The sequence below is a fragment of the Pantoea sp. B65 genome, from assembly GCF_047308185.1.
Classification (GTDB): Bacteria; Pseudomonadota; Gammaproteobacteria; order Enterobacterales; family Enterobacteriaceae; genus Erwinia.
In genome coordinates this window covers 24,430-39,825 of sequence record NZ_JAHXPU010000021.1, presented here as the reverse complement: position 1 = coordinate 39,825, position 15,396 = coordinate 24,430, and the positions used below count along the sequence as shown (strand labels likewise).

Sequence of the window (15,396 nt, the reverse complement as noted above, 5' to 3'; positions counted from 1 at the left end):
TTCAGCGAACGGTGCATCCGCTCATGCCGTCCGTTCTGCTCCGGGTGACCTTTCCTGATGCGCTCCGGCAGGATACCCAGCTTTATCAGCCACACGCTGAGCTGGCTCAGTCCGGCGATGCCTGAACCGGCGAAAGGCGCCCCGTTATCCGTACGCAGTACTTCCGGCAGCCCGCACTCCCTGAAGACCTTTTCCAGACAGGCGCGAACGAACACCGTACTTTCCGCCTGGCCAGCCTCGCATGCCAGCAGGTAGCGGCTGTGGTTGTCGGTCAGGGTAAAGGGACGGCAGTAGCTGCGGTCCAGTAGCCGGAAGCGGCCCTTGAAGTCAGCGCTCCAGACCTGATTAACGTGACGGATATCGGTCAGCTTCTGCACGTTGCCCGGTGTGCGTCTGCGCTTTTTACGGTCAGGTATTAAGCCTTCGCGTTTGAGGAGGTCACCGACAGTGCTGCCGGCCGGGACATCAAAGTTTACGTTGTGGTTCAGGAGCCACTGACGGATTTTACTGGCCCCCCAGTCCTGATGAGTGAGCCTGAGGTCGATGAGCTGCCGGGCGACATCGGGTGGGATGCGGTGCGGCTGCGTAAGACGTGCACGGGAACGGTCAGCCAGAGACAGGGGGTCATCGTGCTGAAAACGGTTAAGCCACTTGTATCCGGTTTTACGGCTGATGCCGAACTGGCGGCAAAGGGAAGCAAAAGAATGAGTGCCTGCATGGCAGGCACGGATGAATTCGAGGCGTTGCATGATAACAGTCTCAGTCCAGGGCATAGTGAGTCTCCTCCGCTATGCCAGTTATAACTGTTACCCATGTGCCCGGTCTAAAGTGTTACCCATGTGACCGGTTTGTACCTAAATGCCGCCCCTACGGTGTTTCAGATACCCCCGATCAACACCAGTAGGCCATAAAATTAACCGCAGAACGATCCAGCTCACACTCGCCAATCAGATAGCGGCGCAGGGTTTTCACCGAAGAAGAGTCGGCGGCCACCCAGGCATAGAAAGTATTGGCGCCTTCCGCCCGTTCCCACAGCAAATCGCCACCCAGACTATGCTCCGTCAGCGACTGGGCTGGGCTGCGCGCGCAGGCAGGAATTGTCACTTTATCGCGCACCGTTTCCAGCAGCAGACTTCCGCGTGCATGCTGGCTGCCACGCGGTAACCAGTGAACCTGAGCAAACGGAAATTGCGTCACCCCGACACAGTCCCCGGTCAGCGGAACCTCAAACAGAGCCTGCACCCGGGGCGGATGAGTCAGCTGTGCCAGCTGTTCCAGAATGCCCATCGCCGCCGGCAGTGCCGTTTCATCCGCAATCACCAGCGCCTGTTCAACCTGATCCGGCATGATCCATTCGTAGCCACCGCTGTCACCGTTATGATCGGCGTTTGGTGCGACAATTTGCAGCATATCGCCTGGCGTCGCGCGGGTGGCCCAGGCGGAAGCCGGACCACTAATGCCATGCAGGGCAAATTCCACATCCATTTCATGCAGTTCAGCGCGCAATGCGCGCAGAGTATAGGTGCGCATCACCGGGCGATCGGCGGCTGGAATCGACATATAGTCGCGATACCACTCTTCGCTGTTTTTCAGCGCATGAACCGCGCCGCTGGCGGCCGGAAACAGCAATTTTATCCGCTGGTCCGGCGCTTCCAGCTTCATACGGTTCACCTCCGGCCCGCTAAATACGCAGCGCACGATGGAGGGGGAAACCACGATTTTGTCTTTCAGGGTGACATCAAAAATACGATAGCTGGTGGTCATGCCAATGACTCTCCTGTAGAGGGCGGCGTCAGCTGCTTATGCAGCTCACTGTCAGAGCGACGCCTGAGCAGAACAGGACCAAAAAATACGCTGAATAGCTGATAATGACAATCACTCTTGAGGTGAGAATTATTATCACGGAGCGGGAGAGTCCGGCATTAGGGCTGAATGTTGTCCCGGGTGATTAACGATCGCTGCCGGGAATCGCGCTGACCAGCGTGCGGGTATAGCTATGTTGCGGTGCGCTGAACACCGCTTCCGGCGTGCCCGTCTCCACCACATCTCCTTTGTATAATACAATAATCTCATCGCAAATCTGGCTGGCGACTCGCAGGTCGTGAGTAATAAACAGAATAGAAACATGGGTTTTTTGCTGTACTTCCGCCAGTAGTGCCAGCACCTGCGCCTGTACCGAAACATCCAGTGCCGAAACCGATTCATCCGCAACCAATAGCAACGGATCAAACATCAGCGCGCGCGCGATACCGATACGCTGGCGCTGACCACCGGAAAACTCATGGGGATAGCGATGGTAAGCGCCGGGTTCCAGCCCCACCAGCGATAGCAGGCGCAGCGCCTTGTTGCGCACTTCATTCGGCGTCATGCCGCCATGGGTCAGCGGGCCGACCGAGAGAATAGTACCAATGGTATGCCGTGGGTTGAGTGAAGCGAAAGGATCCTGAAAGATCATCTGAATCAGTGGCCGCAGTGGACGAAATTCGCTTTCATCGACGGGCACGATGTCGCGGCCATCAAAGAAGATCTGCCCCGAATCGGCCGACAGTAGTTTTACCAGTATCCGGCCTAACGACGACTTGCCCGAACCGGACTCGCCAACCACCCCGAGGGTTTCCCCTTTGCGCAGACTAAAACTAACATTATTCAGCGCCCTGACCTGGCGCCCGCGGCTAAAAAAACCGGTGTTTTTCCGATAGGTCTTGCACAGATCCACCACTTTCAGTACCACCGGCGGGTTAGCCTGGCGGGACTTCGCCGCTTTGCGCAATTGCGGTACCGCATCAAGCAGCTGGCGGGTGTAAGGGTGTGCGGGTGCTGACAGCAGTTGATGCGCCGTACCCTGCTCAACGATCTGACCGCTGCGCATCACAATTACCCGGTCGGCAATCTCTTCCACCACGCCAAAATCATGAGTGATAAACATCACGCTCATCTGCTTACGACTTTGCAGGGTACGAATCAGCTGCAAAATCTGCGCCTGAGTCGTGACATCCAACGCGGTCGTCGGTTCATCGGCAATCAGCACATCAGGATCGAGTGCCAGAGCGATGGCGATCATCACGCGCTGGCGCTGACCACCCGACAGATTAAACGGATACTGGTGTTGTACATTAACCGGATCCGGCAGACCGACCTCCTCCAGCAGCGACAGGACTTTCTCCTGACGGCTGCCGGAGGTGCCGACATTGTGTGCCGACATCACTTCGGCAATCTGTTTGCCGATAGTCATAATCGGGTTAAGCGCCGAAAGCGGGTCCTGAAACACCATCGAGATGGTTTTGCCCTGCAGACTGCGCAATATGGCGGGGGAAGCGGTTAATATGTCCTGGCCTTTCAGTAGCATCTCGCCAGCGGTGACGGTTAACGCTGCCGGCAACAGTCCCATGGCCGCATGGGCGGTGACGGATTTTCCGGAACCGGATTCACCTATAATGCAGAGAATTTCCCCGGCAATCAGATCGAAAGAGACATCCTCGACGGCACAGGCACGATCCATCCCTTTGGGTAATGACACGGTTAAATGACGAACCGACAGTAACGGTTGCTGATGCGATGACAGGGTCTGTTCCATGGTCATTTGCCTCTATCCTGATGGTGACAGAAGAAATACAGCGGGAGCCGGAAGGGTAAATTATCACCCGCCGATCTGGCGCCATAAGATCGTTTTATTATGGTGCGGTGAAATCATAAATTTAACCAGCTGTTCACTATGTAATCACAAAATCGTATGGTAAAACTAGTTGTGACTGTCCACTAATCTGTTAATAATCGTTTTGCAGCCACAATTAAGCCGTAAGTAGCCTTCGGTTAAACCGCTACCCGGTGTCAGCAAGCAAAGACCCTTATTTTTTTGAGGTGGAGCGATGACGGAATTGGATAGCGCAGCAGAAAATAAACCTCCTGATTTAGAGGACTTAGGCGGCCTTGAACAGCTGCTAAGTTTCTATATTCGTTGTCTTAATATTTCCGTATCACGCGATCTTGATCGCAAACTCGCCGGACTGGATGTCGCCAAAGGTACCGGTAAAATCAGTACCTTACTGATTGTTGCCCGCCATCCGGGGATTCGCCCTTCCAGTATTGCCAGCGTGATTATGCGTGACCGCTCATCGATGGGACGGCTGGTCGATAAAATGGAACAACAGGGGTTACTGTTACGAAAAATAGCGCCGGATGACAATCGTTCCCAGGCGTTATATCTCACCCAACAGGGAAAGTTACTGGCAAAAAATGTTATTCAACTGGTGCAGGAGCAGGACCGTGATTTCTTTCATGGGGTGCCGGATAAAGATAAATCAGTGATTATTAATACCTTCAGAAAAATACTTAATAGCCGGCGTGAACAACCATTTAATTATCTGATCTATTAAATCTGGCTGGCGCGCGCTTTATTTTTTACTCACCTTGTCTGTTATTTCAGGGGGCGCGATGACACCTGCAAATAACCTTCTTTTGAAAGAGTGTGATTATGCCTGGTCCACGTGTGGTGCCTGTTTATGGCGATAACGATTTACCAGAAAGTGTTGATGTGGTGGTGATCGGCGGCGGGATAATTGGCGTCTCAACCGCACTGGAACTGGCTGAGCAGGGTATGCGCGTCGCACTGTGTGAGAAAGGGCAGATCGGCCACGAGCAGTCGAGCCGCAACTGGGGCTGGGTGCGGATTTCCCGCCGCGACCCGCGAGAAGTGGCATTAATGGCGGAAGCGCTGGCGATCTGGCAAACGCTGGACAGGCGCATTGAAGCCGATACCGGCTACACCCGGGCGGGGATTGTCTTTGCCTGTCATGACGAACAGCAGTTGCAGCAGAATCAGCAGTGGCTGGAGCAGGTAAAGGATTTTCCGCTCAGTTCGCAGATGCTGGATGAGGGGCAGTTCCGGCAAAAGTTTCCGGCGACCAGCCTGAAAATCAAAGGCGCGCTCTATACCCCGGAAGACGGGCGCGCCGAACCACAAAAAGTGGCGCCGGCGATTGCCGAGGCTGCGCGGCGGAAAGGCGCTTTTATCCTGACCGAGTGCGCGGTGCGCGGCATTGAAACTCAGGCGGGCAGAGTCTCTTCGGTGATCACCGAGCGCGGCGAAATCGCCTGTCAGAGCGTGGTACTGGCAGGCGGCGCCTGGTCATCGCTATTTACCGCCCGTCATGGCCTGCGTTTGCCGCAGTTGAAAGTCATTAACAGCGTGATCCGTACCGCGCCGCTTAGCGGCGGGCCGGAAGCGGCGCTGTGGTGTCACGACTTTGCCATTCGCAAACGTCAGGATGGAGGGTATACCGTGGCTTCCGGCCATGCCAATCTCGCCGACCTGGTTCCTGATTCGTTCCGCTACGCGGCTGATTTCTTCCCGGCGCTGCGCAGCGAATGGCGTTCACTGCGTTTTCGTCTTGGCGGTCGCTTCTTCGACGAAGCGCGACTCAATCGTCAATGGCGTATGGATCAGGCGTCGCCGTTTGAATATTGCCGGGTGCTGGATCCATTACCGTCATATCCGATGGCTGACCGGGCGCTCAGCCAGTTGCAGCAACATTTGCCGTTATTCCGCCAGGCCAGAGTTGCTCAGTATTGGGCCGGCTGTATTGATGTGGTGCCGGATGCGGTACCGGTGATTTCCGCAGTGGATAGCCAGCCCGGCTTCTTTATCGCCACCGGCTTTTCCGGCCATGGTTTTGGCATCGGCCCGGCGGCAGGGCGCCTGATGGCCGATCTGGTACTGGGACGCACGCCGGTAGTCGATCCCGATGCATTTCGTTTTTCGCGTTTTTCTGATGGCTCAAAAATTCAAATTCTAAGCGGTGTCTGACTGCGCTTTCCCCAGAAAGGCAGTTATTCGTTTAATTAAACGTAACCAGAGGAATCCAGATGACCAACAAGTTCAACGAGATGCTGCATCTCTCCCGGCGCCAGGCGCTGGTTTATATGGCGGCTGGCGCAGCGTCGCTGGCGCTGCCCAATCTGTTTGGCATCGGTATGGCGCAGGCGGCAGTCACGCCGCAGCGCAAAGGGCAGATGGTGATCGGTTTTTCTCAGGAGCCGACGGTGTTTAACCCGCATATGCCGCATATTGAAGTGGATGAAGGCATCCACTTCAGTATATTCGACCCGCTGTTCGCCATTGACGATAAAGGGGCGTTTATCCCTTCGCTGGCGCTTGAGGTGCCCACCGTGGAAAACGGCGGTATTTCCGCCGACGGCTTACAGTTCCACATTAAACTCCGCGATAATGTGAAGTGGCATGACGGCCAGCCTTTCAGCGCCGAAGATGTGAAGTTCACCCTTGAGCTGCTGGTCGATGCGGATTTTCGTAGCTGGCGTAAAACCGGCCACGAACTGGTACGCGATATCAAAGTGATTTCACCAACCGAAATTAGCTGGCGTATGGATAAACCCTTTGCCCCTTATCCGGCGATTCTGGCTTCCACCTTTATTGTGCCGCAGCATATTCTGGGCGCGGCGAAGGATAAAAATAACGCGCCGTTTAATAATGCGCCGGTCGGTACCGGGCCATTTAAATGGGTCAAACGCGTACCGGGCGATCATATCGAACTGGCGGCCAATAGCGCCTACTTTAAACCGGGACCTTACCTTGAGCGGGTGGTGTATAAATACATTCCCGATCTCAACGTGATGTATACCCAGTTTGCCTCCGGCGATATAGACGTCGTGGGCCTGCAGTGGATCTCCGCCGACCATTATGACGAGGCGAAAAAACTCCCCGGCAAAGAGGTGGATGTCTCTTCCAGCGCCACTATCGAAAACTTCGCTTTTAACCTTGGCCGTCCACAGTTTCAGGAACTGGCGGTGCGTCAGGCGATCTATTACGCCATCGATAAGCAGACCATTATTGATTCGCTTTACTACGGTCTGCCAAAACCAACCGAAACTTACATGCCGCAGGCTTCCTTTTACTACAATCCGGCGCTGCCGCAACATGAGTTCAATCTTGATAAAGCCAAAGCGCTGTTGGATGAAGCGGGCTGGAAGCCCGGTGCTGACGGCATCCGGCAAAAAAATGGCGTGCGTTTAGCCTTTACCAACTCCACCACCGCCGGCAACCACCTGCGCGAGCAGACGCAACAGTTTCTGCAGCAGTCGTTTCAGGAGGCTGGCATCGAAATGAAAATTTCCAACCTGCCGCCGGCGGTGATGTGGGGGGAATACTGGATGATGTCCAAATTCGACAGCGTAATTGTCGGTATGAACTTTCTTACCGGCGCCGATCCCGATACCTCGGACTACCTGCGTTCCACCTCGATCCCGGCTAAAGGCGGTGCCGGTCAGAATACCTTCCAGTATCAGAGTCAGCAGGTTGACGATCTGCTGGCCCAGGGCAGCAAGATGTTTGTACCGGCAGAACGCAAAGCGGTGTATCTGAAAATTCAGGAAATCGTGCGTCAGGATATGCCGTTCCTGCCGTTATTCCCGTTTGCCAATGTACGCGGTCATAAGCAGGGCGCCAGCAATGTCATTCCGAACGTTAATGTGCGTATCGACAGCTGGAATGTGGGAACCTGGTACTGGGCGTAACAGCTGCGCGGTGCTGGCCCGCAGGCTAAGCCAGTCACCGCTGGAGAGGATGTATGCTGAACTTTCTGATACGGCGCTTATGCCAGAGTGTGGTGCTGCTATTTCTGGTGTCGCTGATTGGTTTCACCGCGCTGACGCTGGCGCCGGGCGGTCCGCTGTCACAGTATGCCCTGACGCCGGGGATGAGCCAGCAGGCGCTGGAGCGGCTGGCGCAGCAAATGGGCCTGAACCGGCCGCTGCCGGTGCAGTATTTCGACTGGCTAAGTCATTTACTGCGCGGTGACTGGGGGCGATCGTATCGTGATGGTCAGCCGGTGCTGACGGTAATTTTCTCCCATGTTCCCGCCACCATGTTGCTGATGGTGACCTCAACGGTTCTGGCGATTGGCATTGGCGCCTGGGTTGGCGTTAAAAGCGCGGTAAAACGCTACAGCCTGTTTGATGAGGTGGCGACCATGGCGTCGATGATTGCCCTGTCGATCCCCACCTTCTGGTTTGGGCTGGTGGCGATCTACTTTTTCGCCCTGAAGCTGCAGTGGTTTCCGGCGGGCAATATGTACACCATGGGGGATGGTTCCGTGCGCGATGTTCTGCACCATCTGGTACTGCCGGTGATGGTACTGACCTTCGTTGATGTGGCGGTATGGAGCCGCTATATGCGCAGCGCCACGCTGGAAACCATTAATCAGGACTTTGTGAAAACCGCACGTGCTAAAGGCCTGTCGCCACGACGGGTGCTGCTGCGTCATGTGGTGGGCAACGCGATGCTGCCGATGATCGCCCTGGCCGGTATGCAGTTGCCGACCATTCTCGGCGGGGCGCTGGTGGCGGAAACGGTGTTCACCTGGCCCGGCATGGGGCGCCTGTTCCTCGACAGCCTTGGCTACAGCGACTATCCGGTAGTGATGGGGTTGCTGATGTTTTCGGCCATTCTGGTGCTGCTGGGCAATCTGGCGGCGGACATTATCACCGCCTTTGTCGATCCGCGTATCCGTCCCGCTTAAGGAGCTAACGATGGCTGCATATACCGTTCTGGCGCCGTCAGCGGCGAGTGCGCGCTGGTGGCATAACCGTACGCTGCGGCGTTTTGTGCAGCATCGTACGGCCTGTGCCGGTTTAATACTGATTATCCTGATGGCGCTGGCCTGCGCTTTTGGCCCAATGCTGCTGCCGTTTGACGATCTGCATATTGATTTACGTAACCGCTTTGCGCCGCCGCTAACCGGCTGGCATCTGCTGGGCAGCGACCCGTTAGGGCGCGATACCCTGGCGCGGTTGCTGATGGCCGGACGTATTTCATTGCTGGTTGGTTTTTTTTCGATGCTGCTCAGTATCGCTTTCGGCGCGGTGATTGGCATTATCGCTGGTTACTACGGTGGCCGTACTGGCAGCATATTAATGCGTATTGTCGATGCCTTTCTGTCGTTTCCCAGTGTCTTTCTGCTGCTGGCGCTGGCGGCATTTCTGAAACCCAGTCCGATGATGATCACGGTGATTATCGCCATTACCAGCTGGATGGAAGTGGCGCGTATTGTCGAGACTGAAGTGCGCTCACTGCGTGAACGGGAATTTATTCTGGCGGCGAAAATGCTGGGTTTATCCGGGCGCTGGATTATGTTTCGTGAGCTGCTGCCGAATGTGGTCGGGCCGATTATTGTCGCGGCAACCCTGACCGTAGCGCGCGCCATTCTGCTGGAGGCCTATATCAGCTTCCTTGGCTATGGCATTCAGCCGCCGTTGCCGAGCTGGGGCAATATGCTGAACGGCGCGCAGCAATATCTGGTGCGTGCGCCCTGGCTGGCGCTGGCGCCGGGTCTGGCGATAACCCTCGCGGTCACCTGTTTTAACTGTATCGGTGATGGCCTGCGTGATGCGCTGGACAATCGCAGCCAGCAATAGTGCTGGCCTGAGGAGTGAAAAGTAATGGCAACATTTTCACCGTTTGAGCAGTCATTATGGTTTGCCACCGCCCCGGCCGCAGCCGACAGCAGCAGTTTGCATGGTGAGGTGCTGGCGGATGTCTGCGTGGTAGGCGGCGGTTATACCGGCCTGACGACCGCGCTGGAATTAGCCCGGCAGGGGGTGTCGGTGGTACTGCTGGAAGCGCAGGAAACCGGGTTTGGCGGTTCGGGGCGCAATGCCGGTCACTGTACGCCGACTTTTACCCATTACAGTTTGCCAGAGTTGCAGCGCCTGCTGGGCGCGCCCTGGGCCGAACGTCTGATTGCCCGTCAGACCACGGCGAATCAGCGGGTAGCGGCGATGATTGCACGCTATAACATTGATTGCGAGTGGCAGCAAAACGGCTATCTGCAGGCAGCCGCCTGGCCCGCCGCGTTAAAAACCATTGCGCAGAAAGTACGTGACTATAACGCGGCGGGTGCGCAAACCCGGCTGTTGTCCGCACAGGAAACGGCGACCATTAGCGGCAGCCCGCGTTTTTATGGCGGCTGGTTTCATCCTGAGGGCGGGCATCTTAATCCACTGGGGTATGCACGTGGGCTGGCGCGGGCGGTAATCGCTGAGGGCGGCCAGATTTATACCCGTTCCGCCGTCAGTCAGGTGACAAAGCACGGTCAGCGCTGGAAGGTTGCTACTGACAGCGGCAGCGTGCTGGCGGAGAAAGTGATTTTTGCCACCGGCGCCTACACCGTTAATGGCTGGCCAGGACTGGCAGACAGCTTCAAAATTATGAAGGTGTTTGTCGCCGCCACCCAGCCACTGGATGCCGCCACACGCCGCCAGGTATTACCTCATAACACCACCATTCACGATGGCCGCGGCGATATCTATGTCTATAAATACAATGCGGAAGGACGCATTGTCGCCTCGATGTTTCCGATGGGGCAGCGCGGGCAGGATCTGCCGCTGACCCGTAAGATTATGAGCGATCGACTTAAATGGCTGCATCCGCAAATCACCGCTGATATCCGCTGGGACTATCTCTGGTTTGGCGAACTGGATATGCAGCAGCGTACCATCCCGCGTCTCTATCAGCTGGCGCCTGGCGTGGTGGCGTTAACCGGTCTCTCCGGCCGTGGCGTGCCCACCGGCAGCATGCTGGGCAGTATTCTTAGCGAATGGGCGCTGGATGTGCCGCAAAATGAACTGGCGTTACACATCGAGCCGCTACATCGCGCGCCGTTCTGGATGGGGTTTGGCCCGCAGTTAACCCTGCGCTATTACCGGGTGCGGGACTGGATACGCAGTAAAGCGCAGGGGGTGGATCTGCCACCCCATGCCTGATAACCGAAAGGGGACGTTATGCCAGATTCAACCCACGGTGTTGTGATGATTAGCGGCGCCAGTCGCGGTATTGGCGCCGCAATTGCCAGAGATTTGCTCGCTCATGGCTGGTCGGTAAGCCTTGGCTGTCGCGCGCCGCAACAGGTCGCTACTCTCTCTCCCGACCGGCAGATCAACTGCCAGTATGATGCGCTGGATACCGCCAGCGACGAGCGCTGGATCGCGCAAACGCTGGCCGCCTTTGGGCGAATTGATGCCGTGATCCATAACGCCGGGATGATGATCCCGCGCTCGGTGCTGGAAGCCAGTGACGATGAGTTCGACCAGTTGTTTGCCGTCAATGTTAAAGCGCCGATGCGCCTGAGTCGCAAAGTATGGCCACATCTGAAACTGAGTGGTCGCGGACGTATTGTGATGCTGGTTTCGCTCTCCGGTAAACGGGTGAAATCAGCGCAGTCGAGTCTGTATGCCATGAGCAAATTTGCCGCACTGGCGCTGGCACATGCTCTGCGGCGGCTGGGTGATGAAGACGGTATTCGCAGTACCGCCATCTGTCCGGGGTTTGTTGCCACCGATATGGGTACGGCGCTGACGGAGATTCCCGCGGCAAAAATGACGCAGCCGGAAGATATCGCCGTGCTGGTGCGTACATTACTGACCTTACCGAATAGCGCCAGCATCGCCGAGATCCCGGTTAACTGGACGGTTGAAGACAATTACTGAGGTAGATGATGGGACCAAATGTGGATTTAGTCAGCTCATCAGCGGAGTTTCCGGCGGAAACCGAGGTGGTGGTGGTGGGCGGCGGAATTATCGGCGTGGCGACGGCGTTATCGCTGGTGTCACGTGGCGTGCCGACGGTATTGCTGGAGAAGGGGCTGGTGGCGGCGGAGCAGTCCAGTCGTAACTGGGGCTGGTGTCGCCGCACCGGACGCGATCTGCGCGAGCTGCCGCTGATTAATCTCAGTATGCAGTTGTGGGAAGGCATGAATCAGCGGCTGGGGCGCGAGACCGGTTTTGGCATTACCGGCATTGCTTATGCGGCACGCAGCGAAAAGCAGTGGCTGCGTCATCAGCGCTGGCGTGAAGAGGCCCGACAATATGATATTCACAGTGATCTGCTCGATCGCGACCAGCTGCAGGCGCGTTTCCCCGATCTGCAGGGGGCGTTTAACGGCGCGCTGTTTACCGCCCTCGACGGGCGCGCTGAACCACAAAAGGCGGCTCCGGCCATGGTGATGGCGGCGCAGCAACTGGGATTAAATCTGCAACAGCACTGTGCGGTGCGCAGTATTGAGCAGGCGGCGGGGAAGGTGAGTGAGGTAGTGACCGAGCGCGGCACCATCCGCTGCCGTGCGGTGGTGGTGGCTGGCGGAGCCTGGTCGCGGCTGCTGATGCAGGGCTGCGGTCTGACGCTGCCGCAGCTAAAAGTGCTGAGTGCGGTATTTCGCACCAGCCCTACTGACTATGATCCCGGCCTGTGCATTAGCTTCGGCAAAGTGGCACTACGCAAACGGCGCGATCGCGGTCTGACCGTCGCCAGTTCGGCCACCAGTATTAGCGATTTGACGCCGGACAGCGTGCGTTTTAGTCGGTTGTATATGCCTGCTTATCGTGAAGAGCGCCAGAGTATTAACCTGCGTTTTGGCAGTCGTTTTTGGGAAGAGCTGACGCGCTGGCGTGTCGGTGAGCCAGATAAGATTTCGCTGTATGAACGTATCCGCGTGCTCGATCCGCGTCCGGAAGCAAAAGTGGTCAGGGCGATCCGGCAGAACCTGGTGGATACTCTGCCAGGGCTGGCGTCAGTGGCGATTGAACAGAGCTGGGGCGGCTTTATCGATACCATGCCGGATGCTATTCCGGTGATTTCCGCCATCGATACCCGCGCCGGTTTATTCCTTGCCACCGGTTTCTCTGGTCATGGTTTTGGTATCGCGCCCGGCGCCGGCCAGTTAATGGCGGATTTGGTCACCGGCAGTATGCCATCGGTCGATGCGCATCCTTTCCGTTTTAGTCGTTTTACTGATGGTGAAAATATCCGGGCGCAGCACTGGTTGTAGGCAGAGTTGCTGGCGATCGCCAGCAACTCCGCCAGGCAGTCCGGCAAAAAACAGCCCCTGGCGGCGATGCTCCCGGTGGCTGCAACCGCAGCAGAAAAAAACTGCACCCGGTTGCGGAAAAGGTTTGCGATCGGAGGCAGGCGGCAACATGATGTGAGCTAACTGCCATAACCGGATCTTTAACCTGATGAAGGTTGCCGCCGGAGGTTTATTTTCCACGGTGTTTCGCGTTCACCAGGTTAGCCGACGACGCAACACAGCAGAATGCAGGGAATATGACAAAAAAAACCTTAACCCCACAGCGCAAAAGAGCCACCGCCAGTGATGTCGCCAGAGTGGCCGGGGTATCTAAATGGACGGTGTCACGGGCATTTACCGCGGGGGCGTCGATATCCAATACCGCGCGGGTGCAAGTTCTGGCTGCAGCCGAAAGCCTGGGTTACCGACCAAATTTGCTGGCACGTAGCCTGTCACAAAAGCGTACGCATATCGTTGGCGTGGCCATCGACCAGCTGAAAAATCCGCATGCAATGCTGTTACTTGATGAGGTGACTAAGCAGCTGCAGCTACGCGGCTATATGGCGCTGCTGCTGAATATTACGGAAGGTAAACATTATCAGTCGGTAATGATGATGGCCGATCAGCTGCAGGTGGATGGCATCCTGTTTTTGGGCACTATTCTGACGGATGAGCTCATTACTATCGCCCATGATACGCACCATATTCCGCTGGTTCAGGTGGGACGCAATACTGATGGCCAGCCTCTCGATATGGTGAATATCGATGGCTACCAGGCGGGGTGGGAGATTGGCAAGCTGCTGCTGGCGCAGGGCTGTCAACGCTTTGGCTATATGAAAGGGCCAGATACGCCCTCCAGTCATTTGCTGCGTATGGACGGCTACCGTGCTGCGCTGACTGCGGCGGGAAAAGATCTTAATGTTGAGTTGGTCGTTGGCCAGTATGACCGTCAGCTGGGCTATCAGACGATGGAAAATTACCTGCGATCGGTAAGCACGCAGGATCGCGTAGATGCGCTGTTCTGTGAAAACGATATTCTGGCGCTGGGGGCGATGGCAGCGCTGCGTGCAACGGCGGAAAACGGCGCGATCGCCATTGTTGGCTTTGATGATATTGATGAAGCCAGCGCGCCCGAATGGCAGCTGACCAGCTACAGTCAGCGTACGGACCGGCTAATCAATGAAGCGCTGAATCGCCTGATTGATGGCGAAGCCACTGAACAGGGGGAGTGGCGTCAGGGGGAACTGCGTATCCGGCGGTCTCACCTGTTGCCATCGCCTGCCTCTGTCAGAGGCGGGTAGTTTTATTCATCATCGCTCAGTGCCGCAGTTGCTGGATCCCCCACAGTGCCAGCGCATGGTCATCCTGTGAAGGCAGGCCACTGACGCTAACCGCGCCAATCACTGCACCACTCTCATTCAGCAGCGGGAATGAACCGCCATGATCGGTATAATCATATTGATTAATAAAGGATTGCTCTGACATCGGTTCAGCATTCTGCCGGTTAATCATCCCGACATACATCGAAGAGTTGCCATAGCGTAAGACGGTGTTGCGCTTGCGTCGCATCCATTCCAGATTGTTGGCGCTGGAGCCCGGCAGCGCAGCAAGAAATAGCTGCTGACTGAAAGCGTAAATTTCAATGGCCACCGGTAGCTGTTGTTCAGCGGCGCGCGCCTGCAGCAACTGACCCAACTGCCAGGCTGACTGAAAATCAAAATGTTGCAGACGGCTATCGGCTTCCTGTTGTAACAGCAGGCCGGGAGTGAGGGTGTCAGACATCATCTTCCTTATATTTGAAATTTTAATTTCAATAAACATTATCATAAAAAACTTATTTGCACATACTCTGCTGATTATCATGATAAGCCTTTCATCCGTCACATTTTTTTCTCTCCCTGCCAGGCGGAGTGGGGTTGAAACGGCAGTCGGTTGCCGCTGGTTTTAGTTAAGTAAATACCATATCATTTGTAATAAGATATTGATTGTATTTATATTTCTAATTATATCAGGGAGGTGTTGTTCTCCTGAGCTGCTGAGAGTGAAAAACTTTTAACTTGCTCACATTAAAGAAATAAATAGTTCATTGATTTATTTTTTAAAAGATAAATTTCATGATAGGATTTCTTTGCTACCGGCACTGGCTGATAATAGTGTTCTTTTCCGGCCAGGCTGTCGGGCAGGCTAAACCGTAAACAGGAATACGCCGCTTATCTGATTTCCGGGGGGTAACCGGGTGAGCGGCGTTATTCCTTGTTTCATTACCGGTCACCAAAGCTGATATTGATAAAAATCCCCATCTCTCTGTTTATTAGCCGCCGGTGATTGTTGGCGCCACCTTTCCGGCTGCCTGATTAACCCGCATTAAACAATCCAGCGCGGTCGCTTGTTGCAACATTTCTGCACCCGGGTGCATTTTTGTTGCTATTTTGTGATCGGCTTCGTTAATTTTACTTTTCCCCGATTGACTGTTTTCTCAGCATAGATGACATTGCTGCTGACACCCGCAGACAACCGCTTCATTGAAAATAGCGGTTTTGTCAAT

Annotated in this window: 13 protein-coding genes; 9 read left to right on the top strand and 4 right to left on the bottom strand. The window is 55.6% G+C overall.

Going from position 1 to position 15,396, the window contains the following annotated elements; all coding sequences use genetic code 11:
• The 3 genes from JWF83_RS09680 to JWF83_RS09670 all read right to left on the bottom strand — a co-directional run.
• On the bottom strand, nucleotides 1–773 hold a 773-nt coding region (locus tag JWF83_RS09680; protein ID WP_413647923.1), incomplete at its 3' end, for a DDE-type integrase/transposase/recombinase.
• Between the two features lie 118 nt (nucleotides 774–891).
• Nucleotides 892–1,764, bottom strand: a complete 873-nt coding sequence (locus JWF83_RS09675; protein ID WP_413649997.1) for a siderophore-interacting protein — start codon at nucleotides 1,762–1,764, stop codon at nucleotides 892–894.
• Nucleotides 1,765–1,948: 184 nt separating this feature from the next.
• The gene (locus JWF83_RS09670) at nucleotides 1,949–3,580 is read right to left on the bottom strand and encodes an ABC transporter ATP-binding protein (protein WP_413649996.1); all 1,632 of its coding nucleotides are present in this window, start codon (nucleotides 3,578–3,580) and stop codon (nucleotides 1,949–1,951) included.
• A gap of 286 nt (nucleotides 3,581–3,866) precedes the next feature.
• Between JWF83_RS09670 and JWF83_RS09665 the strand changes: the two genes are divergently transcribed.
• The 9 genes from JWF83_RS09665 to JWF83_RS09625 all read left to right on the top strand — a co-directional run bounded on the left by JWF83_RS09665 (nucleotide 3,867) and on the right by JWF83_RS09625 (nucleotide 14,152).
• Nucleotides 3,867–4,373, top strand: a complete 507-nt coding sequence (locus JWF83_RS09665) for a MarR family winged helix-turn-helix transcriptional regulator (protein ID WP_413649995.1) — start codon at nucleotides 3,867–3,869, stop codon at nucleotides 4,371–4,373.
• Nucleotides 4,374–4,471: 98 nt separating this feature from the next.
• Nucleotides 4,472–5,803: an NAD(P)/FAD-dependent oxidoreductase gene (locus JWF83_RS09660; RefSeq protein WP_413649994.1), complete on the top strand. Its 1,332-nt coding sequence runs from the start codon at nucleotides 4,472–4,474 to the stop codon at nucleotides 5,801–5,803.
• A 59-nt stretch (nucleotides 5,804–5,862) separates the two neighbouring features.
• On the top strand, nucleotides 5,863–7,527 hold the full coding sequence (locus tag JWF83_RS09655) for a peptide ABC transporter substrate-binding protein (RefSeq protein ID WP_413649993.1): 1,665 nt from the start codon (nucleotides 5,863–5,865) through the stop codon (nucleotides 7,525–7,527).
• Between the two features lie 53 nt (nucleotides 7,528–7,580).
• Nucleotides 7,581–8,531, top strand: a complete 951-nt coding sequence (locus JWF83_RS09650; protein WP_413649992.1) for an ABC transporter permease — start codon at nucleotides 7,581–7,583, stop codon at nucleotides 8,529–8,531.
• Between the two features lie 10 nt (nucleotides 8,532–8,541).
• Entirely contained in the window at nucleotides 8,542–9,426 is an 885-nt protein-coding gene (locus tag JWF83_RS09645; RefSeq protein ID WP_413649991.1) for an ABC transporter permease, read from the top strand.
• A 24-nt stretch (nucleotides 9,427–9,450) separates the two neighbouring features.
• Nucleotides 9,451–10,773: an NAD(P)/FAD-dependent oxidoreductase gene (locus tag JWF83_RS09640; protein WP_413649990.1), complete on the top strand. Its 1,323-nt coding sequence runs from the start codon at nucleotides 9,451–9,453 to the stop codon at nucleotides 10,771–10,773.
• Nucleotides 10,774–10,791: 18 nt separating this feature from the next.
• Nucleotides 10,792–11,496 (top strand): SDR family NAD(P)-dependent oxidoreductase, encoded by a 705-nt coding sequence (locus JWF83_RS09635; RefSeq protein WP_413649989.1) that lies wholly within the window; start codon nucleotides 10,792–10,794, stop codon nucleotides 11,494–11,496.
• Nucleotides 11,497–11,501: 5 nt separating this feature from the next.
• A complete protein-coding gene (locus tag JWF83_RS09630; protein ID WP_413649988.1) occupies nucleotides 11,502–12,833 on the top strand; it encodes an NAD(P)/FAD-dependent oxidoreductase in 1,332 nt (443 codons plus the stop codon).
• A 275-nt stretch (nucleotides 12,834–13,108) separates the two neighbouring features.
• Entirely contained in the window at nucleotides 13,109–14,152 is a 1,044-nt protein-coding gene (locus JWF83_RS09625) for a LacI family DNA-binding transcriptional regulator (protein WP_413649987.1), read from the top strand.
• A gap of 16 nt (nucleotides 14,153–14,168) precedes the next feature.
• Here the strand turns inward: JWF83_RS09625 and JWF83_RS09620 are convergent, their stop codons facing one another.
• Nucleotides 14,169–14,633: a heme-degrading domain-containing protein gene (locus JWF83_RS09620; protein ID WP_413650000.1), complete on the bottom strand. Its 465-nt coding sequence runs from the start codon at nucleotides 14,631–14,633 to the stop codon at nucleotides 14,169–14,171.
• Between the last annotated feature and the right edge of the window lie 763 nt (nucleotides 14,634–15,396).